This window comes from Stenotrophomonas sp. SMYL89 (genome assembly GCF_036319985.1).
Lineage (GTDB): Bacteria > Pseudomonadota > Gammaproteobacteria > Xanthomonadales > Xanthomonadaceae > Stenotrophomonas > Stenotrophomonas maltophilia_Q.
On the sequence record NZ_JAWIRW010000003.1, the window covers coordinates 106,038 to 123,795 of the forward strand.

General features: G+C 67.6%; 16 protein-coding genes. 8 read left to right on the forward strand and 8 right to left on the reverse strand.

What is annotated here, in order from left to right; genetic code table 11:
* Nucleotides 1-27: 27 nt before the first annotated feature.
* The 4 genes from V3B41_RS04980 to V3B41_RS04995 are packed head-to-tail and all read left to right on the forward strand — an operon-like array spanning nucleotide 28 to nucleotide 3,900.
* Nucleotides 28-1,443 (forward strand): PLP-dependent aminotransferase family protein, encoded by a 1,416-nt coding sequence (locus tag V3B41_RS04980; protein WP_197619473.1) that lies wholly within the window; start codon nucleotides 28-30, stop codon nucleotides 1,441-1,443.
* A 55-nt stretch (nucleotides 1,444-1,498) separates the two neighbouring features.
* The gene (locus V3B41_RS04985) at nucleotides 1,499-1,777 is read left to right on the forward strand and encodes a hypothetical protein (protein WP_238378652.1); all 279 of its coding nucleotides are present in this window, start codon (nucleotides 1,499-1,501) and stop codon (nucleotides 1,775-1,777) included.
* Nucleotides 1,777-2,376, forward strand: coding sequence for a DUF6436 domain-containing protein (locus V3B41_RS04990; RefSeq protein WP_049431947.1), 600 nt, complete (start codon nucleotides 1,777-1,779; stop codon nucleotides 2,374-2,376). Before V3B41_RS04985 ends, V3B41_RS04990 begins: the two co-directional genes overlap by 1 nt.
* 9 nt (nucleotides 2,377-2,385) lie before the next feature.
* Nucleotides 2,386-3,900, forward strand: a complete 1,515-nt coding sequence (locus V3B41_RS04995) for a PLP-dependent aminotransferase family protein (protein WP_329860286.1) — start codon at nucleotides 2,386-2,388, stop codon at nucleotides 3,898-3,900.
* 83 nt (nucleotides 3,901-3,983) lie between these two features.
* Here V3B41_RS04995 and V3B41_RS05000 read toward each other — a convergent pair whose 3' ends face one another.
* The 3 genes from V3B41_RS05000 to V3B41_RS05010 form a co-directional block, all read right to left on the reverse strand.
* Nucleotides 3,984-5,285 carry an aminotransferase class V-fold PLP-dependent enzyme gene (locus V3B41_RS05000; protein ID WP_329860288.1) on the reverse strand — a complete coding sequence of 434 codons (1,302 nt, stop codon included), beginning with the start codon at nucleotides 5,283-5,285 and terminating at the stop codon, nucleotides 3,984-3,986.
* Nucleotides 5,285-7,687: a TonB-dependent receptor gene (locus V3B41_RS05005; RefSeq protein ID WP_329860290.1), complete on the reverse strand. Its 2,403-nt coding sequence runs from the start codon at nucleotides 7,685-7,687 to the stop codon at nucleotides 5,285-5,287. Before V3B41_RS05005 ends, V3B41_RS05000 begins: the two co-directional genes overlap by 1 nt.
* Before the next feature lie 256 nt (nucleotides 7,688-7,943).
* On the reverse strand, nucleotides 7,944-8,549 hold the full coding sequence (locus V3B41_RS05010) for a hypothetical protein (RefSeq protein WP_285310175.1): 606 nt from the start codon (nucleotides 8,547-8,549) through the stop codon (nucleotides 7,944-7,946).
* Between V3B41_RS05010 and V3B41_RS05015 the strand changes: the two genes are divergently transcribed.
* From V3B41_RS05015 to V3B41_RS05025, 3 genes are read left to right on the forward strand one after another with little or no spacing between them, the layout of a single operon-like run.
* Entirely contained in the window at nucleotides 8,518-9,345 is an 828-nt protein-coding gene (locus V3B41_RS05015) for an AraC family transcriptional regulator (RefSeq protein ID WP_329860293.1), read from the forward strand. The two genes, V3B41_RS05010 and V3B41_RS05015, sit on opposite strands and share 32 nt — an antisense overlap.
* A 13-nt stretch (nucleotides 9,346-9,358) precedes the next feature.
* Entirely contained in the window at nucleotides 9,359-10,438 is a 1,080-nt protein-coding gene (locus V3B41_RS05020) for an alpha/beta fold hydrolase (protein ID WP_329860295.1), read from the forward strand.
* A gap of 54 nt (nucleotides 10,439-10,492) precedes the next feature.
* Nucleotides 10,493-11,164: a VOC family protein gene (locus V3B41_RS05025; RefSeq protein ID WP_049431932.1), complete on the forward strand. Its 672-nt coding sequence runs from the start codon at nucleotides 10,493-10,495 to the stop codon at nucleotides 11,162-11,164.
* A 1-nt stretch (nucleotide 11,165) separates the two neighbouring features.
* Here the strand turns inward: V3B41_RS05025 and V3B41_RS05030 are convergent, their stop codons facing one another.
* From V3B41_RS05030 to V3B41_RS05040, 3 genes are all read right to left on the reverse strand, one after another.
* The gene (locus V3B41_RS05030) at nucleotides 11,166-12,566 is read right to left on the reverse strand and encodes a TPM domain-containing protein (RefSeq protein WP_329860438.1); all 1,401 of its coding nucleotides are present in this window, start codon (nucleotides 12,564-12,566) and stop codon (nucleotides 11,166-11,168) included.
* Nucleotides 12,567-12,568: 2 nt separating this feature from the next.
* Nucleotides 12,569-14,404: a M3 family metallopeptidase gene (locus V3B41_RS05035; protein ID WP_197619461.1), complete on the reverse strand. Its 1,836-nt coding sequence runs from the start codon at nucleotides 14,402-14,404 to the stop codon at nucleotides 12,569-12,571.
* 73 nt (nucleotides 14,405-14,477) lie between these two features.
* The gene (locus V3B41_RS05040; protein ID WP_197619459.1) at nucleotides 14,478-14,990 is read right to left on the reverse strand and encodes a hypothetical protein; all 513 of its coding nucleotides are present in this window, start codon (nucleotides 14,988-14,990) and stop codon (nucleotides 14,478-14,480) included.
* 82 nt (nucleotides 14,991-15,072) lie between these two features.
* On the opposite strand from V3B41_RS05040, the gene V3B41_RS05045 reads away from it, so the two are divergent.
* The gene (locus V3B41_RS05045) at nucleotides 15,073-15,699 is read left to right on the forward strand and encodes a YiiX/YebB-like N1pC/P60 family cysteine hydrolase (RefSeq protein ID WP_049431922.1); all 627 of its coding nucleotides are present in this window, start codon (nucleotides 15,073-15,075) and stop codon (nucleotides 15,697-15,699) included.
* Nucleotides 15,700-15,750: 51 nt separating this feature from the next.
* Here V3B41_RS05045 and V3B41_RS05050 read toward each other — a convergent pair whose 3' ends face one another.
* Together V3B41_RS05050 and V3B41_RS05055 are read right to left on the reverse strand one after the other, a co-directional pair.
* Nucleotides 15,751-15,915: a hypothetical protein gene (locus tag V3B41_RS05050; RefSeq protein ID WP_005414774.1), complete on the reverse strand. Its 165-nt coding sequence runs from the start codon at nucleotides 15,913-15,915 to the stop codon at nucleotides 15,751-15,753.
* Nucleotides 15,916-16,188: 273 nt separating this feature from the next.
* Entirely contained in the window at nucleotides 16,189-17,613 is a 1,425-nt protein-coding gene (locus V3B41_RS05055; RefSeq protein ID WP_295547462.1) for a TIGR00366 family protein, read from the reverse strand.
* Nucleotides 17,614-17,758: the final 145 nt, after the last annotated feature.

The window sequence follows — 17,758 nt, forward strand, 5'->3', positions numbered from 1 at the left end:
ATCTGCACGTATGGAAAAATCTGACCGATGACGCCACCTGCCGCCGGCCGCCGCCTGAAACACCCCAATCGCACCTGGGTCCGCCCCTTCCGCGAGGGCGCCGGCCCGCTGTACCTGCAGATTGCCCAGCAGGTGCGCGAGGCAGTGGATGACGGCGTGCTGCGCCCGGGCGACCGCCTGCCGCCGCAGCGCGACCTGGCCCAGCAGGTGGGCGTGGACCTGACCACGGTCACCCGCGCCTTTGCCGAACTGCGCCAGGCCGGGCTGCTGGATGCACAGGGGGCCGGCGGCACCTTCATCGCGCTGTCGGCCGGCAACCGCAGCACCTCGGTCGACCTGAGCATGAACATCCCGCCGCTGCTGGGCAGCGCGCCGTTCGCGCAGGGCATGGAGGCCGGTTTCCAGCACGTGGGCCAGCAGCTGGGCCAGGGCGAACTGATGAGCTACCACGTCGGCGCAGGTACCCGCGAGGACCGCGCCGCCGCCGTACAGTGGCTGGCACCGATGCTGGGTACGGTCGGCGCCGACCAGGTAGTGATCTGCCCAGGTGCGCAGACCGCGCTGTGCGCATTGATCCTGGCCCGCACCCAGCCAGGCGAGCTGATCGCCGCCGAGCAGCTGACCTACCCGGGCCTGCTGGCCGCCGCGCGCGTGCTGCAGCGGGGCGTGGTGCCGGTGGCGATGGACGCCGAAGGCATGCTGCCCGAAGCTCTGGAAGAAGCCTGCCAGCTGCGCCGCCCGCGCCTGCTGTATCTGGTGCCGACCATCCAGAACCCCACCACGGCAACGATGTCGGCGCAGCGCCGGCAGGCCCTGCTGGATGTCGCCAAGCGCCACGATCTGACCGTTATCGAAGACGATCCCTACTGGTTGCTGGCCGGGGACGCCGCACCGCCGCTGGCCGCCCAGCGCGATGCCGGCTGCCCGGTGTATTACATCTCCACCCTGTCCAAGTGCCTGGCACCGGGCCTGCGCACCGCCTACCTGGTGGTGCCGGCCGGCGAACCGATGGAACCGGTGCTGGACGCGCTGCGCGCGATCGCCCTGATGCCGACCCAGTCAATGGTGGCGGTGGCTTCGCAGTGGATCCGCAGTGGCCAGGCCCAGGACATGGTGCAGCGCTTCCAGCAGGAGCTGCGCGAGCGCCAGGCCATTGCCGCCCGGTATCTGCCCGCCCGTGCCCAGGCCCATCCGGCCGGCCTGCACGTGTGGCTGCCGTTGCCGCCACGGCTGGACCAATACCGGCTGATCCAGGCCGCCCAGGAACAGGGGCTGGGCATCGCCAGCTCCGACGCCTTCAGCGTGGAGGAGCCGCCACCGGGCAACGCGATCCGCCTGTCGCTGGGCGGCGCGGTCGACCAGGGCGCGCTGGCCGGGGCGCTGGCGAAGCTGAATGAGATCCTGTCTGAAGCGCCCGAGGCCCGGCATAACGCCATCGTCTGAACCGGGTAGATGGCACTCCATCCATACAAGATGATATTTTGTATGCAATGTATGGATGAAGGAACGTGCATCGATGCGCGCCGAGAAACTGAAGTTCCACCTGGTGATGGCGGGGTGCGGTGGCTTTGTGGTGCTGATGCTGGCCGCACTGGCCTGGGTCTGCCTGCAGCCGCAGACCGTGGACGTGCAGGCCGCCGAGCGCCACGCCATCGAGCAGTGCGTGCAGCGCAGCGAGGATCCGTCGCGTAGCGAGATCCAGCGCCGCGCGCAGGCCGATTCCTGCCGCGAGATGCGCAAGCAGTACGTGCACAAGTTCGGAAGGGAAGACTCCTGATGGGCGCAGCCGCGCCGCGCCGCCGCTTGCTGCTGCCGACGATGATCGCCCTCGCCTGCCTGTTCATGGCAGGCGTGGCGGCTGCACTGTGGCAGTACTTCGGCTACAGCGCGCAATCCACGTTCACCGAACAGGCCATCGTCTTCGACGACTCGCAACTGCGCCTGCCGGCTGATCTTGCCGGAGATAGCGGCCGCATCCGCGTGGTGCATTTCTGGGACCCGGCATGTGCGGTCTGCAACCGGGAGACCGGTGCACACCTGAGCTACCTGATCAGCATGTACCGCCGCGCCGGCATCGACTTCTACGCGATCCGCCGCCCTGGCACGCAGGGCGAACTGCCCGAGCCGCTGCGCAACAAGGTGATCAACCTGCCGACCATCGATGGAATCGAGCACATCCCGGCCAGCCCTGCGGTGGCGATCTGGGACCGGCAGGGCCATCTGGCCTACGCCGGGCCGTACAGCATCGGCATGGTCTGCAACTCGGCCAACAGCTTCGTCGAACCGCTGCTGGACAGACTGGTGCGCGGTGAAACCGTGCGCCCCAAAGGACTGCTTGCCGTGGGCTGCTACTGCCCGTGGCAGGCCAAGCGCTGAGGACGCGCAATGACATCACTGGCTCTGAGTGGCGCGACCGCCGCAAACAACAACGGCGGTCACCTGTCCGAACCGACCGATGGTTATGGACAGGCTCCCGCCGTTGGAAGCAACGATACGCCCCGACATGCTCCGTACATGCCGCGACCGGATGTCGCAGCGCGCGAGTGGGTGCAGGACGTGCTCGCGCACAGCGGGCCGATCTACCTGCGCATCGTCAACTCACTGGAACGCACGGTGCGTCGCGGTGGCCTCGCCCCCGGCCAGCGCCTGCCCTCGCAGCGTGCGTTGGCGCAGCAACTGGGCATTGACCTGACCACGGTCACCCGCGCCTTCGATGAAGCACGCAAGCGTGGCCTGATCGAAGCGCGCGGACCGCAGGGCAGCTTCATCGCACCGCCCAAGGCCGGCTTCGACCAGGTGGTGGACCTGAGCATGAACGTGCCGCCGGTGCCTGATGCCGACGCGCTGGCGGAGACGCTGCGCCGTGGTGCCGCCGCCGTGCTTGCGCGCAGCAACGCACCGAACCTGATGACCTATCACCTGGGTGGCGGCAACCCCACTGATCGCCATGCCGCGGCGCGCTGGCTGCAACCGATGCTCGGCACCGTGGATGACAACTGCCTGCTGCTGACCGAGGGCGCGCAGGTGGCGCTGGCCGCGATCCTGGTCAGCCAGGGCCGCGATGGCGATACGATACTGTGCGATGCGCTGGTCTATCCGGGGCTGCTGCAGGCCGCAGCGGCGCTGGGGCGTCGGCTGCTGCCGGTGGACGGCGACGAGCACGGCATGTGCCCTGAAGCGCTGGCGCGGCAGGCACGCGACAGCGGCGCGCGGCTGGTCTATCTCAACCCCACCTGCCAGAACCCGACCGCCCTGACACTGCCCTTGCAGCGGCGTGAGGCGCTGGTGCAGGTGCTGGAGCGCGAAGGCCTGCTGGCGATCGAGGATGATCCGTACTGGCACCTTGCCGAGGACGCGCCAACACCGCTGGCGACACTGGCGCCGCACCATGTGTTCTACGTGGCAACGCTGTCGAAGGTGATCAGCCCCGGCCTGCGCACCGCGTTCGTGCACTGCCCCAGTGCCGCACACGCCGAAGCGATGACAGCCGCGCTGCGGGCAACACGGTTGATGGGCCATCCGCTGGTGTCGGCGCTGGCCAGCCAGCTGCTGCTGGATGGCTCGGCGCAATCGTTGCTTGCGCAGGTGCGCAGCGAAGCACGCGAGCGCGTGCGCATGGCGCGCTATCTGCTGGCACCGTCGCTGCTGCAGCGTGCCGAGGGCCTGCATGCCTGGTGCCGGATACCGGCGCCGTGGACCGATGCCACCCTGGTGCGTACCGCGCAGCTGCAGGGGCTGGCGATCGCACCGTCATCGGCGTTCTGCCCGCCCGGGGTACAGCATCAGAACGGCGTGCGGCTGTCGCTGGGGCTGGCAGCGGACCGCCGGCAGCTGGAAGGCGCGTTGCGGCGGATTGACCGGCTGCTGTTGTCGGATGCGTTGCCGGCGATTGATCGATAGGCGAAGAGCATCCACGCATGGCGTGGATCTACGGGACCCGCTTCGGTAGATGCCAACCTTGGTTGGCACCTACCAGCGCAGGGTCAGGCCAGGGCAGAGAGGGCCCGCGCCAGCGCATCCATCTGCTCCGGCCGGGTGAACACCGACGGCGTCACCCGTACACAGGCACCCGATTCCAGGCCATCGCGATACGTGGTGAAAATCCGATGTTCATCCAACAGGCGCCTCTGCAGTGCCTGGTTCTGTTCCACCGAGGTGTGGCCGCGCAGACGGAAACTGGCCAATGCACTGGCCAGCGCCGGGTCCGGCGAAGACAGCACTTCGATATGCGCCATCTGCCGCGCAGGTACCGTCCAGCGCTCGCGCAGGTAGCGCAGGCGCGCCTGCTTGTTGGCCACGCCGATGCGTTGGTGCAATGCGATCGCTTGCGGCAGCGCCAGGTATGCCGCGAAGTTGACCGTGCCGGTGTGCACGCGGCTGCCGACACGGCCATCGTCGGTCTCGCCCATGTAGGGATCCAGGTCCGCCACGCGCCCCTTGCGCACGTACAGCGCGCCGACACCGACCGGTGCGCCGATCCACTTGTGCAGGTTGATGCCGACGAAATCAGACTTCAGCTGCGGTACCGCATAGTCGATCTGGCCGAACCCGTGCGCGGCATCGACGATCACATCGATACCACGCACACGTGCACGCTCGGCAATCTCCGCCACCGGCAGCACCAGCCCGTGGCGATGGCTGACCTGGGTCAACAGCACCAGCTTCAGCTGCGGCAATCGCGCGAATGCAGTCTCGTAGGCCTGCACGATCTGTGCGTGGTCGGGCACCGATGGCAGCGCGATGCGCTCGACCTGCACGCCACGACGCTGCTGCAGCCAGCGCATCGCGCCGATCATGCTGTCGTAGTCGATGTCGGCATACAGCACCTGGTCGCCGGGCTGCAGGCGGTTGTAGCCGCCAATCAACGCCAGCATCGCCTCGGTGGCCCCCCGCGTCAGTGCGATCTCATCCGCACCCACACCCAGCAGCTCGGCCACCTGCCGCTGTACCGCCATGTACTGCGCCGGAAACGCGCGGCGCCCATACCAGGCATTGCCACGGTTCACCTCGGCGGTATGGCGCTGATAGCTGGTCAGCGTCTCACGCCCCATCGCGCCCCAGTAGCCGTTCTCCAGATGGTTCACTTCGTCGGTGATGTCGAAGTGGCTGGCCACGGCGGCCCAATGGTTTTCATCGCGGGCCAGTACTTCCGGCGCCACGGTCGTCGCGGGAATCTCCATCGGCGAAGCGTAACGCGCAGTGGCGCTGGCCGGCAGTGAAGGCAGCGCCGCTGCGGCCGGCAGCAATGCACCGGCGCGCAGCAGGGAACGACGACGAGCGTCCATCAGAAGGTCAACCGGTACTGCGCGTACAGGTTGGCACCGTCGGTGTCGTACGGCGCGTTGCGCGAGTAGACCAGGCCACGGCTGGCCTGGAACGTGGCCTCATCCGGGTAGCGATCGAACACATTGTCGGCACCCACGCGCAGGCTGTGGTGCTCGTTGATGCGATACCCCACGGCCAGGTCGAGGAAGCTCATCGCACCGAAGCGCTGGTAGATGTCGCCCACCGCGTTGCCGCTGGAGTCGGTCCAGGCACCGTAGTAGCGCATGCGCGCCATCAGCGACCAGGCACCGATGTCCCAGCTGCCGGTCAGACTGCCCTTGTGCTCGGGCAGGCGGTCCTCGAACAGCACGCGCTGGGTTTCGTTGGTGGCCACCGAGGTGCTGCCGTTGTCCACGCGGGTGCGGTTGTAGTTGTAGGCCAGGGTCAGCGTCATGCGGCCGGCGCCGAGATCGCGCAGGTAGTTGCCGACCACGTCCACGCCGGTGGTGGTGGTATCGAAGTCGTTGGTGAAGTAGTTCACCGAGGTGTAGCCCAGTGGATTGGGCGTACCGGCCGGAATGGCGAAGCTGGCCGACTGGCTGAAGCGATCGGTGAGCTTGATCTGGTAGACGTCCACCGAGCCGGACAGGCCGAGGTCGGTGCGCCAGGTCAGGCCCAGCGAGGCGGTGCGCGATTCTTCAGGCTTCAACGGCTTGGCCCCAAGCAGCTGCGCCAGCGGATCGTTCGGCGACAGGCGGCCACTGGTGAAGATCTGCAGCGTGCGCGTGTCCAGGCCCTGGCTGGTGCTGGTGGTGTTGAGCTGCGCCGGCGTCGGTGCGCGGAAGCCGGTCGACACGGTGCCGCGCAGGGCCACGTCCGGGGTGATCGCAAAGCGCGCCGACAGCTTGCCATCCAGCGTGCTGCCAAAGCTGGAGAAGTCTTCGTAGCGGCTGGCCGCGCCAATGCTCCAGCGCTCGCCCAGCGGCACTTCCATGTCCACGTAGGCGGCCTTGCTGCGCTGGGTCCACTGCCCGGCCTGGCTGGCCGAGAAGCCCGGCGCGCCATTGGAATTGGCCTCCAGGCCCGCGGCCGCGCCCGGGCCCACCGCGTACGAGGCCGGATCACCGGCGCGGACCTGGTAGGTTTCCTGGCGGAACTCGCCACCAAAGGCGACGTTGATCGGCTTGGACAGCGCGGCCACGTCCCACTCGTAGTTGAAGTCGGCGTTGGCGTTCTTCTCGGTCTGGGTCAGGCGGCCGAGGTCGAACGCGGTCGGGCTGGCGGGACCCAGCGAGGCGTTGATCGAATTCTTCAAGCTGTAGTCGATGGCGTTGCGGCCATACGAGGCGCTGACATCCCAGCGCAGCTTGGGCGTGATCTCGCCGCGCAGGCCGCCGACCAGCTGCAGATCGTTCTGGACATTGCCGTACTGCGGGCTGAAGCCCACCGGATACAGCGAGCGCAGGTTCCAGCCGGGGAAAATGGTGGTGGTTCGGTAGGCACCGGTGGTGGTATCCGGGTTTCGCCAGTTGAAATCGCTGACGCCGTCGCTGTGGCTGTACAGGCCGAACGCATACAGCTCCAGTGTGTCGCTGGCGTTGGCCTTCACGTTGAAGCCGACGCGGCGGCTTTCCAGTTCCGGCTGGCCCCAGCGCTGCACCGGGTTGGGTACCGCCAGCTCGGGATGTGCGGCCTGGAACGCGATGGCATCCGGGCGCTGGCGGGTGCGCGAGGTGGCATCGGAATTGGAGGATTCAGCGAACAGCACCAGGCTGCCATAGTCGCCCAGCGACCAGCCGGTGCGCGCACTGAAGTCGCGCGAGGCACCATCGCCCTGCGCATACTGCGAGTAACCGGCGGTGATCTCGGTGCCGGGGCCGTCTTCGAGAATGATGTTGATGACGCCGGCGATGGCATCCGAGCCGTACTGCGCCGAGGCACCATCACGCAGCACCTCGATGCGCTTGATCGCGCTGGTCGGAATCTGCGCCAGGTCGGCGGCCTGCGCGCCACGGTTGCCGAGCAGCGCACTGCGGTGGAAGCGGCGGCCGTTGACCAGCACCAGGGTCTGGTCCGGCGACAGCCCGCGCAGGGTGGCCGGGCGCACGAACACCTGGCCATCGGCCATCGGCAGGCGCTGCACCACGAACGACGGCACCAGCTGCGCCAGCACGTCCTTCAGGTCGGTGGATTCAACGGACGTGATGTCTTCCTTGGTGAACACATCCACCGGCGCCAGCGTTTCGAACTGGGTGCGGTTGGAGGCCCGGGTGCCGGTGACCAGCATCGCATCGAGCTGGGTGGGCACGGCGCGGCTGCCACTGCTGGCATCGACCGCATCGGCCTCCGCTGCGATCGCGCCTCCTGCGCTGGCCATGGAAAGGGCAAGGAGGATGGAACGCGAAAGCTTCGAACGATGCACGGCAGGGCTCCGGGAGGACGCGACAGGGCCAGCACGTGTTCGGAAACAACAGGGCTGGACAAGCCGCGCAGTCTCGGCGCGATCTGTGAAGGAGCCATGACGTCAGTGCGACAGCTTGATGCGGGGTCGCGCATCAATGCGAAAGGCATCCACGCATGGCGTGGATCTACTGGCAGGTCCCGCATGTGCCGACCCAGGCCGGAGTAGTAGATCCACGCCATGCGTGGATGAGCATTGGCGCCTCGCGGCGTGGGGGCTAGTCCGTGGTCTTGCCGCCGAAGCCAAGACGAGCCGGCCGTGCCGTCCGCAGTGGAAAGAACAGCATGCCAATGGACACCATCTGGAACGGTGTGAACAGGAACCAGATGTTGTCGGTGCCGACCGCCAGGAGGTTGAAGTCCAGATCGCCGATCCACTCCAACCGCAGCAACACCGTAACCACTCCTCCGACGGTCGGAACCGGCAGAACGCCGTGACCGGCCAGCATCAACGTCGGTGTCAGCAGCCCGGCCAGGAGCGCGAAGCCGGCGCGGTATACCCAGGCATTGCCCTTCCAGTACGGCGCGCAGCGCCACATCAGCAGTAGCAATGCGAGGGTCAACAGCCAGGGCAACAGCCACTGTGTAACCACCAAGTCCATCATCGGATCGGTTCCACCGGCCTGGCATCCCACGTCGTTGATCGCATCTCCCTGCCCCCCCAATACGTCCATGAAGCACGCATTGTTGCCGGTACGCGGGCAGACGCGAAGCCCCGGCAGCGCAAGAACTGCTAAACGCCGCGCCTGCCGATCCGCTACTGTGCCTGGCATCGGATTCGGGAACGGCAGGATGAGCGCGGCAGGCAAGGCGTTGTGGTACATCGAAACCCATGCGGACCAGCCATTGGCGCTGGCCGATATCGCCGCCGCAGCGGGGCTGTCGCCGTTCCATCTGTCGCGCCTGTTCCAGGCCCGCACTGGCACCTCGGTGGTGCGCTATCTGCGGGGACGGCGCCTGACCGCTGCTGCGCAGCGGCTGGCCAACGGCGCCGGTGACATCCTGCAGGTCGCGCTGGGGGCCGGTTATTCCACCCATGCCGCGTTCACCCGTGCCTTCAGCGAGCAGTTCGGGCAGACACCCGAGCGGGTACGCGAACAGGGCACCGATGGCCTGGCGCTGGTACAGGCGATCCGCGTGGACGATGCGCCGGCGCCCTGCGGTGAAGCGCCACGACTGCTCGACACGCCCGCATTCCAGGTAGTGGGCATCGGCATGCGGCATACCCGCGATAGTGGCGGCGCGATACCCGGGCAGTGGGCGCAGCTCAATCGGGAATGGCCGACGCCGGCGCCGATCAGCTTCGGCGTGTGCTGGAACAGTGATGACGATGGCGGCTTCGATTACATTGCCGCACTGCCCGCCAACGCGCTGCCGACCGTGCCGGCGCACTGGCAACGGATGGACGTGCCGGCGCGCCGCTATCTTGTGGCCTGGCACGGCGGGCACATCTCGGCCATCCGCTCGACCTGGTTCTGGCTGCTGGACCATTACCTGCCAGGATCCGGCCTGAGCCTGGCCGAGGCACCGGACCTGGAACGCTACGACAGCCGCTTTGATGAGCACACCGGCAACGGCGGCGTGGAGATCTGGCTGCCAGTCGACGAGCACCCCAACTGACAAGGAATTGAAGATGCGCATGATGGCCGCTGTGCTGGGAATGATCCTCATGGTCTCCACTGCCATCGCCGAGGGCAGCGAGACGCAGGCGGCCGGCGAGCGCCACGGCGCCACCACCGTGGCCAGCGCAGCTGTACGCGATGCGCAGCACCACGATGCGCTGCGCTACACGGTCTGGTACCCAGCGGTGGCCGGCAGCCGGGAAACCGCCCTGACCATCGGCCCGCCCGACGCGCCGCTGTTCGAGGTCGGACGCGCAGCGATGGATGCTCACGTCGCGGGGGCTCGCCTGCCGACGCTGCTGCTGTCGCACGGTAACGGCGGCAGCGCACGCATAATGGGCTGGTTGGGCACGGCGCTGGCGCGGGACGGCTATCTGGTGATCGCGGTGGATCATCCCGGCAACAACGGTGCCGACGAGATGACGCTGGCCGGCAGCATGCTGAGCTGGCTGCGCGCGGATGACCTGCGCGCTGCGCTGGCCGCCGTGCAGGCCGATCCGATCCTGGGCCCGCATGTCGATCCTGAACGGCTGGGCGTGGTCGGCTTCTCGGCCGGTGGCTACACCGCGCTGCTGGCCGCCGGTGCACGGCCCAGCCTGCAGCGACTGCTGGCCTTTTGCACCGCACACCCGGATGACGGCGTCTGCCAACCGCAACAGGAGGCGGCCACGCACACGATGCAGGCACGCCGGGCCGCTGCGGCTTCACCCGCGCTTGCCCCCTGGATCGCCGAGGCCGACGCACAGCGCACGATCCCCGGCGTGCGTGCCGTGTTCCTGCTGGCACCCGCCATCGTGCAGGCGTTCGCGCCCGCGCAGCTGTCCGCGTTGCGGCAGCCGGTGTCGATCATATTGGGGACCGCAGACGCTGTCGCGCCACCGGAGACCAATGGTGAGGCCGCACAGGCACAGATTCCGCGCGCAACGCTGCAACGCCTGCCGGACGTGGGTCACTACGACTTCCTGGCGGCCTGTACCGCTGTCGGCGGGCAGAGGCTGCCCGGGCTGTGCAACACGTCGGTCCCCAGGGCGAAAACCCACCAGGAAGCGGTGGATGAAGCGGTGCGGTTCTTCGCAGACGCGTTGCGCTAGTGGCCGCCAGGCACGGCCCGGAGCTACAGTGGTCGCGTCCACGGAGGAACGTTCATGCGCCTTTTGCACCTCACCCTGCCGGTCTCCGACGTCGGTGCCGTGGCCAGCTACTTCCACGATGTGCTGCAGCAGCGCGTGGTCGGCAATCATGTGCACATCGGCTGGAGCACGATCGAACTGCAGCCGGCGGGTGATCATCCGGTCGGGGGCGTGCACCTGGCCTTCAACGTACCGGACAACCGCTTCAGCGAGGCGATGACCTGGTTGCGTGAGCGGACGCCGCTGCAACGTAATCCGGCGGGACTGGACTACTTCGCGCTGGAGAGCAGCTGGCAGTCCCAGTCCGTGTACTTCACTGGCCCTGATGGCCTGATCCTGGAACTGATCGGCCGCCGCCGTTTGCCGGCCAGTCTGCATCAGGGCGCCTTCCACGGCAGCGAACTGACCTGCCTGAGCGAGGTCGGCCTGCCCAGTCACGATGTCGATGCCGTGCGCGAACAGTCCAGCCTGCGGTTCGGCCTGCAACCGATCAGCCCGCCTTCGGCGCAGTTCGCGCCGATGGGCGACGACGAAGGCCTGCTGATCGTGGTGGCGGCCGATCGCCGCTGGTTCCCGGAGCAGAAGGACCTCCCCAATGCGCAGGGACTGCAGGTGCGGGTCGGCGAGGTAGCCGGCCCGGGTGTCGTGGAGGACGCTGCACTCGGCTGGCGCGTACAGGCAGCCTGAACTACCAGCTGCCCGATGCACCGCCTCCCCCGCTGCGGCCACCGCCCCCGGACCAGCTGCTGGAACTGCTCGAAGATGAACTCGACGACGAGGTGCTGGATGCGCTGCGGTGGCCACCGGATGAACTGCGGCCGCCGCGTGCCTTCTCACCTGGCAGCATGGTGAAGACCCAAGCGAAGTACAGCACGAGCGTGCCGGCACCCCATCCGATCGTGGCTGCAAGGCGTGCAACCGGATCGGCCCGATCAATGGCCAGCAGTGCGACGATCGCGTAGCCCGCGGTCAGCAGCAAGAGCACTGCGAACCGCACCCCGAAGCTGCTGCGGTCCTTGTGCCAGCGCGCACGGCAGGCCTGTACGAGGAAGAACACCAGCATCGCGGCAATGCCCACGGCCAGGTCCAGCAGCGTGTGCAGGGCGAGGCTGGGCGGCAACTGTCCACGCAGCAGCATCACCACGCAGAAACCCGCACTGACCCCGAGCATGCCCAGCAACACGACGCGCAGGCCTCGGCTGCGGCGCCAGCACCAGCCGAGCAGGCTCGCCACCGGTACGCACAACGCCAAGACGATGCAGATCGCTGCCAGTGCCTGGCGTGGCGCCCACATGGCCGCCGCCAGCAGGCCCGCGGCCACCAAAGCCGTCACCAGCAGCGGGCGGGCCCAGGCCGGCAATGGCTTCGGGCGCGCCTGCGACGTGGTGACCTCGCGCGGCGCCCCACGCCGGCGCTCGCGACGCCTGCATGCGAAGTCGTCCAGCGTCCTGGGCGCCGGCCGCGAGGGCGGTGAGCGCCACAGACCCGCAAGGAAGCCGGCCAGCAGCGTCAGTGCAACCACCGAGTCCGCGCTGCGCCAATCGGCCGGCAGCACGTTGCGCATCGATGGCTCTCCCCATGCCGGCAGGTCCTCGCCATCGATCAGCGCGACCACGATCTTCGTTCCATCCAGCAGGCCCTGGTCAAGGTCGCCATCGCGGAAACGCGGCACGATCGCCTTGTCGATGATGCGGGCGGCATAGGCATCGGGAATCGCGCCCTCCAGGCCGTAACCGGTCTGGATGCGTACACGGCGATCCTGCACGGCCACAAGCAGCAGAACGCCATCGTCAACGTCTTTGCGGCCCAGCTGCCACTGGTCGAACACCTGCTGTGCGTATGCCTCGATGCCCTCGTCGCCAACATGGTCGACCACCAGCACCTGCAGCTGCGAGCCGGTGCGCGCCTGCAACTGAAGTGCCTGCGTGCGCAGTGTGTCGCGGGTATCCGCCGACAGTGCGTTGGCGGTGTCCACCACTGGACCATCCAGTGCCGGTACTGCGGCTGCGGCCATCGCCATCCCCGGCAACAGGCACAGCAGTACCAGCAGCCATGCCGTGGCCCAGGTGCGCGTCGCCCTGCGCGGCATCCTCATGTGCCCTGCCCTGCCTCGATCTGCACATGCAGCGCCTGCAACTGCGCAACCGCTTGGTTGAACACCTGCAGATCGGCCTCCACCATGGCCGGCCAGTCCGGTGCGTGCCCCAGCAGCTGCGCCACCTGCTCGTTCGGCGCGCGATCAAAGCCTTCGCCAAGCACAGCGAGATAGCGCTGGCGGAAACTCTCCGGGTCGCGCTGGTCCTGCACGTAGAGCTGCACCGCCAGCAGTCCCGCATACAGGTAGTTCACCAGATAGTTCGGGTCGTCATACATCAGGCGCTTGCCGATCCAGCTGTTGCGCAGCTGCGGGTAGCGCTCCGGTTGCTGGCCGAAGCGCGCCAGCACCTGGTCGGTCAGTACATCGAGGTCATCGGCGGTACCCAGCGTGTTGTCGGCCACGCCCCGATAGATCGACTGCTCCAGCTGCGCCTCCTCCGATGAAGTGAACAGCTGCAGCACCAGGTCGTCCAGCAGCGACTTCAGGTAGTAGGCCTTTGCACGCGGGTCCTGTGCCTGCTGGTACAGCTGGTCGCGGAAACGCAGCTCGTTGTAGATGGCGAACGCCTCGGTCAGCCATGGGCTGCCATTGCGCTGCAACGGCGAGGCATGGCCACGCTGCATCCACTCGCCGTGCAGGGCATGGCCGGCTTCATGGGCGATCTCGACATCGCTTTCCAGATCACCGCTGCGCACACCAACGAACAGCATCGCCGGCGCGCCGGGTGCGTTCAACGGGAATGCATCCTGGCTGCGCTCACCACGTTCGGTGGCCAGGTCCATGCGGTGGTTGGCCGGATCAAGCAGCGCACGCAGTTCGGCGACGTACGCCGGCCCGAGCCCCTGCATCGCTTCTGCGGCGTTGTCGCGCAGCTGCGCCAGTGTCAGCACCGGCGGCGTGTACCCGGCGTCGGGTACCGTGGTATCCCAGATCTGCGGTGCATCGATGCCGGAGTGCACCGCGTGGCGCAGCAGCATGTCCTGGTAGGCGCGGCGATCCCCTGCATGCTGTTCGATCGCCCGCAACGTGGCGTCCACCGTCGCTGCATCCAGGCCCATGTGCTGATAGCCCCGCGCCGGCGCGGAGCCCTGCCCCTGCAGACGCGCGGTCGCATCGTTCACCTGCACCAGGCCCAGCAGCACCGAGGCCATCGGCTCGCGGCGCGATTGCAGGCCCTGCCAGTACCCCTTCCATCCCGCCTCGCGCACAACGCGATCTGGATGCCGGGCCAGCGCCTGCCTGTCACGCCCCGCATCCCAATGCCGCCCATCGCGCTCGACCTGCGGGTACTCGGCCGTGCGCAGGATCTGCCCGCGCAGGCGCGCGAAACTGTCCAGCGCCGGATCAGCCAATGCATCCACCGCTTCATCCAGCGTGGCATTGGCTGGGGCGGCGGCCTCCTTCAATGCGCGCGTGCGCAGGAAGGCATACGGTGCGGCCCAGGCCGCGTCCGCAGGCGCCTCGCGCAGCGCGGCGCGACCGGTACGGGCGATGCGGCTGCACAGCCCCATCATCTGGTCCAGCGCCTGTGCCGGTCGATGATCGCGCGCATTGCGGGCAGCCTGCAGGTGCAGGTAGCTGTGGTGACGCAGGCACCGCGCCTCCATGGTTTCGGCCTGCTGGAAACGTTCCGCGGGTGCGATGCCCGCAGCATGCTGCAGGGCCTCCAGCTGCCTGCCCAACGCATCACGCGCGGTCTGTTCGGCCGTGGCGCTGGCGAAGTAGGCGCGATCGTCGGCGTGCAGCGACTCCGCGCGCAGGCCGCTGAAAGGCACCATCGCCAGCAGTGCGGCAATGGCGGTGGTAGTACGCATCCTGCGAATCTGCATCGGCCTCTCCCTGCCTGGGTCAGGCCTCGAGCCTAGCAGCCGCTCCCCCATCCTGCCTGTGCCGGATCGGGTCTCAGATCGACTCATCCTCACGCTTGACCAAGGTCCAGCAAGGTGTCTGCGCGAAGGTATAGGTCTGCTGGTCGCTGCTGTCCGGGGTGCGGATCTGCACCTGGCGCTGCCCATCGGCCAGCGCGTTGACCTGCAGCTCGCGGCCCTGCCCAGCCAGTGCGGCAGGATCCGGCATCACCGGCCACTCGACGTCGGCCAACGCCAGCCGGCTTTCCACCTTGCGTGGTTCCGGCTCGGCCTCGGCATCGATATAGCTGTCCAGCAGCGGGTCGGCGGTGGCCTTTTCCTGCAGCGTGATCTCATTGCCGAAGTGCTTCAGGAAGGCGTCGAATTCCGGGTAAGGGCATTCGCTGCGCGCGGGTGCCGGGGCCAGCGTGATCACCGCAGGCGTAGTGGCCGGCACAGGCTCAGCGGGTGCGGGATCGATGGGCATGGCCTGCGGCGCGGGCTTGCAGGCCGCGACTACCATGCTGCAGGCAAGCATCAGCATGACGGGAGAGGGGTATCGACGCATGGGCTCATCCTGAATCCAGTCCGGTCGCTCCATGCTAGCGCGCACCCTACAATTCCGGCACTCCGCCTGTCCGAGACTGTCCATGCATCGCCTCCTGCTCCTGATCGGCCTGCTGCTGCCCGCCCTGTGGCCGGGCGTGGCGAGGGCCGTCGATGTCCACGAAGGCGACCTGCTGTTTGTCACCGCCGGCCGCAGCGGCCTGAGCGCGGCCATCGACGATGCCACCGGCAAGCAGGGTTCGACCAGCTTCGATCACGTAGCACTGGTGGCCTCGGCGCCGAAAGGCTGGGAGGTGCTGCACGCGGACGAGAAGGGGTCGCGCCGGCAGTCGCTGGCCGAGTTCCGCCAGGACGCGCGTGCCAAGCAGCGGCAGGTCGTGGTCTATCGCCTGCGCGCGCCGCAGCGGGACGCGATCAAGGACGCCGTCGCCACCGCGCGCACGATGCTGGGCAAGCCGTACAACACGTCGTATGTATTGAACGAGGACAGCTACTACTGCTCGGACTTCATCGAACGCGCCTTCCGCGCGCACCATGTGTTCGCATTGCAGCCGATGAATTTCCGCAACCCGCAGACTGGAGAGATCGCCCAGCACTGGGTCGACCTGTATCGTGGGATGGGCATGGACGTGCCGCAGGACCAGCCTGGCACCAATCCCAACGACATGTCGGCGGCGCCGGTGCTGCAGCGTGTCGGCGTGCTGGAATAAGCAAAGCCCCGCACGGGGCGGGGCTTCGCATCACCGGAGGGGGTAGCGAGGTCACTCTTCCTCGTCCTGCCCACCCTGCTGCTGGTTGCGTTGGTTGCGCTGCTGCTGTTCCTGCTGCTGTTGCTGCTGCTGGTCGCGGCCACGACCCTGCTGCTGATCCTGCTGGTTCTGCTGGCCCTGCTGCTTCTGGTTCGGGTTCTGGTTCTGCTGTGCCATGTCCGATCTCCAAAGCCACTCGCGGAATGCGGTGGACGTGGCCATCGTCTGCAGCGAATGGTTAATCACGCGTGGGTGGGCGGCTACATCTGTGTGTACGCCTGTCAATGAACGCGCAGAAACCCTTGTGGCGCAAGCATCTGAAGGATTCATGCGGGTTCGGCATGTGCTCATGCAGTAGTCAGCATGGCGCGCATTCATGGCGTTCTCAGCCGGAAACACGCGCGGAAGGAGGCTGGCTTCCCAACTCACGCAGGCAAGCCAGCCCAGCATTCAGGGCATCACCGGCGGCACATACGCCAGGGTCATGCCCAGCAGCCACAGCAGGCCCAGCACCAGCGGAATGTGCACCAGCAGCTGGATGAAGGTGAAGCCGACGATGTCGCGTGCCTTCAGGCCCAGCACGCCCAGCAGCGGCAGCATCCAGAACGGATTGATCAGGTTCGGCAGCGCTTCGGCCGCGTTGTAGACCTGCACCGCCCAGCCCAGGTGTGCCTTCAGTTCGTTGGCGGCCTGCATCACGTACGGCGCCTCGATGATCCACTTGCCACCACCGGAGGGCACGAAGAAGCCGAGCACCGCCGAATAAACGCCCATCACCAGCGCGAAGGTATCGGTGCTGGCCACGTGCACGAACAGGCTCGACAGCCGGTGCGCCAGTGTCTGCCCGTCGCCACCGGCAGCGTGGGTGAGGATCATCGCGATGCCACCGTACAGCGGGAACTGGATCAGCACGCCGGTGGTGCTGGGCACCGCCTTGGCCACCGCGTTGAGGAAGCTGCGCGGGCGCCAGTGCAACAGCAGGCCCAGCGAAATGAACAGGAAGTTGTAGGTGTTGAGGTTGGCGATGGCGGTGACCACCGGCTTGTTGGCAAACTCGTTGAACAGCCAGCCGAACGCCAGCAGCGAGAGCAGTACGGTCAGCAGCGGGCTGTATTCCAGCCATTCGCCCGGGCGCGTGCGGCGCTGCAGCGGCTCCGGCTCGGCCTGCGCGGCGCCGGGGAAGTCTTCAGCGGTGCGGGCGCTGCCGGCGGCCGGTGCGGTCAACCAGGCGATCAGCAGCGAGACCAGGATCAGCACCGCGGTCAGTGCGATCGACTGCCACAGGAAAATGGTTTCGGTGAACGGCAGTACGCCGGTGATCTCGACCAGCCCCGGCGGCATGCTGGCAGGGTTGGCCTGCAGCTGCGCGGCCGACGAGCTCAGGCCCATCGCCCACACCGCGCCCAGGCCGAGGTAGGCCGAAGCACCGGCCGCGCGGTAGTCCATGCGCAGTTCGATGCGGCGGGCCAGCGCGCGCACCAGCAGGCCGCCGAACACCAGCGAGAAGCCCCAGCTGAGCAGCGAGGCGAGCATACTGACCAGGCCCACGTACACCACCGCACCACGGCCGGTGCGCGGCACCCGGGCCAGGAAGTCGATGAAGCGCGCGACCACTGGTGCGGTCGCCACGGCGTAGCCACCGATGACCACGAAGGCCATCTGCATGGTGAAGGGGATCAGGCTCCAGAAGCCGTCACCGAAGGCGCTGGCGGTGGCCTGCGGAGTCGAACCGAAGCTCATCGCGGCCAGCGCGACGATGACCACGCCCAGCACCGCGAACACATACGCGTCGGGGAACCACTTTTCCGCCCAGGCGGCCGAGCGCAGCGCTGCGCGCGCCATCCAGCCGTCCTGTACTGCTGCCGTCGAGGCCATCGCCTACCCTCCCAGGTTCGATGGCCCGATTCTGGGCGGTAGGGTGCGGGCTGTCTGCCACCTATTGGTCGTAGGTGGCGGAAGGCCCGGCGCTGTGCGCCGCCGCCCGAGCATGGGCTCGGGCGCTACAGAAGCACTGTCAGCT

Coding starts and splice junctions, on each gene's coding strand:
- V3B41_RS05045 (WP_049431922.1), top strand. CDS start 15,073: ATGCATCGCCTCCTGCTCCTGATCGGCCTGCTGCTGCCCGCCCTGTGG.
- V3B41_RS04990 (WP_049431947.1), top strand. CDS start 1,777: ATGGGCGCAGCCGCGCCGCGCCGCCGCTTGCTGCTGCCGACGATGATC.
- V3B41_RS05030 (WP_329860438.1), bottom strand. CDS start 12,566: ATGCCGCGCAGGGCGACGCGCACCTGGGCCACGGCATGGCTGCTGGTA.
- V3B41_RS05015 (WP_329860293.1), top strand. CDS start 8,518: ATGAGCGCGGCAGGCAAGGCGTTGTGGTACATCGAAACCCATGCGGAC.
- V3B41_RS05000 (WP_329860288.1), bottom strand. CDS start 5,285: ATGGACGCTCGTCGTCGTTCCCTGCTGCGCGCCGGTGCATTGCTGCCG.
- V3B41_RS05010 (WP_285310175.1), bottom strand. CDS start 8,549: ATGTACCACAACGCCTTGCCTGCCGCGCTCATCCTGCCGTTCCCGAAT.
- V3B41_RS05055 (WP_295547462.1), bottom strand. CDS start 17,613: ATGGCCTCGACGGCAGCAGTACAGGACGGCTGGATGGCGCGCGCAGCG.
- V3B41_RS05040 (WP_197619459.1), bottom strand. CDS start 14,990: ATGCGTCGATACCCCTCTCCCGTCATGCTGATGCTTGCCTGCAGCATG.
- V3B41_RS04985 (WP_238378652.1), top strand. CDS start 1,499: ATGAAGGAACGTGCATCGATGCGCGCCGAGAAACTGAAGTTCCACCTG.
- V3B41_RS05020 (WP_329860295.1), top strand. CDS start 9,359: ATGCGCATGATGGCCGCTGTGCTGGGAATGATCCTCATGGTCTCCACT.
- V3B41_RS04995 (WP_329860286.1), top strand. CDS start 2,386: ATGACATCACTGGCTCTGAGTGGCGCGACCGCCGCAAACAACAACGGC.
- V3B41_RS05035 (WP_197619461.1), bottom strand. CDS start 14,404: ATGCAGATTCGCAGGATGCGTACTACCACCGCCATTGCCGCACTGCTG.
- V3B41_RS05025 (WP_049431932.1), top strand. CDS start 10,493: ATGCGCCTTTTGCACCTCACCCTGCCGGTCTCCGACGTCGGTGCCGTG.
- V3B41_RS05050 (WP_005414774.1), bottom strand. CDS start 15,915: ATGGCACAGCAGAACCAGAACCCGAACCAGAAGCAGCAGGGCCAGCAG.
- V3B41_RS04980 (WP_197619473.1), top strand. CDS start 28: ATGACGCCACCTGCCGCCGGCCGCCGCCTGAAACACCCCAATCGCACC.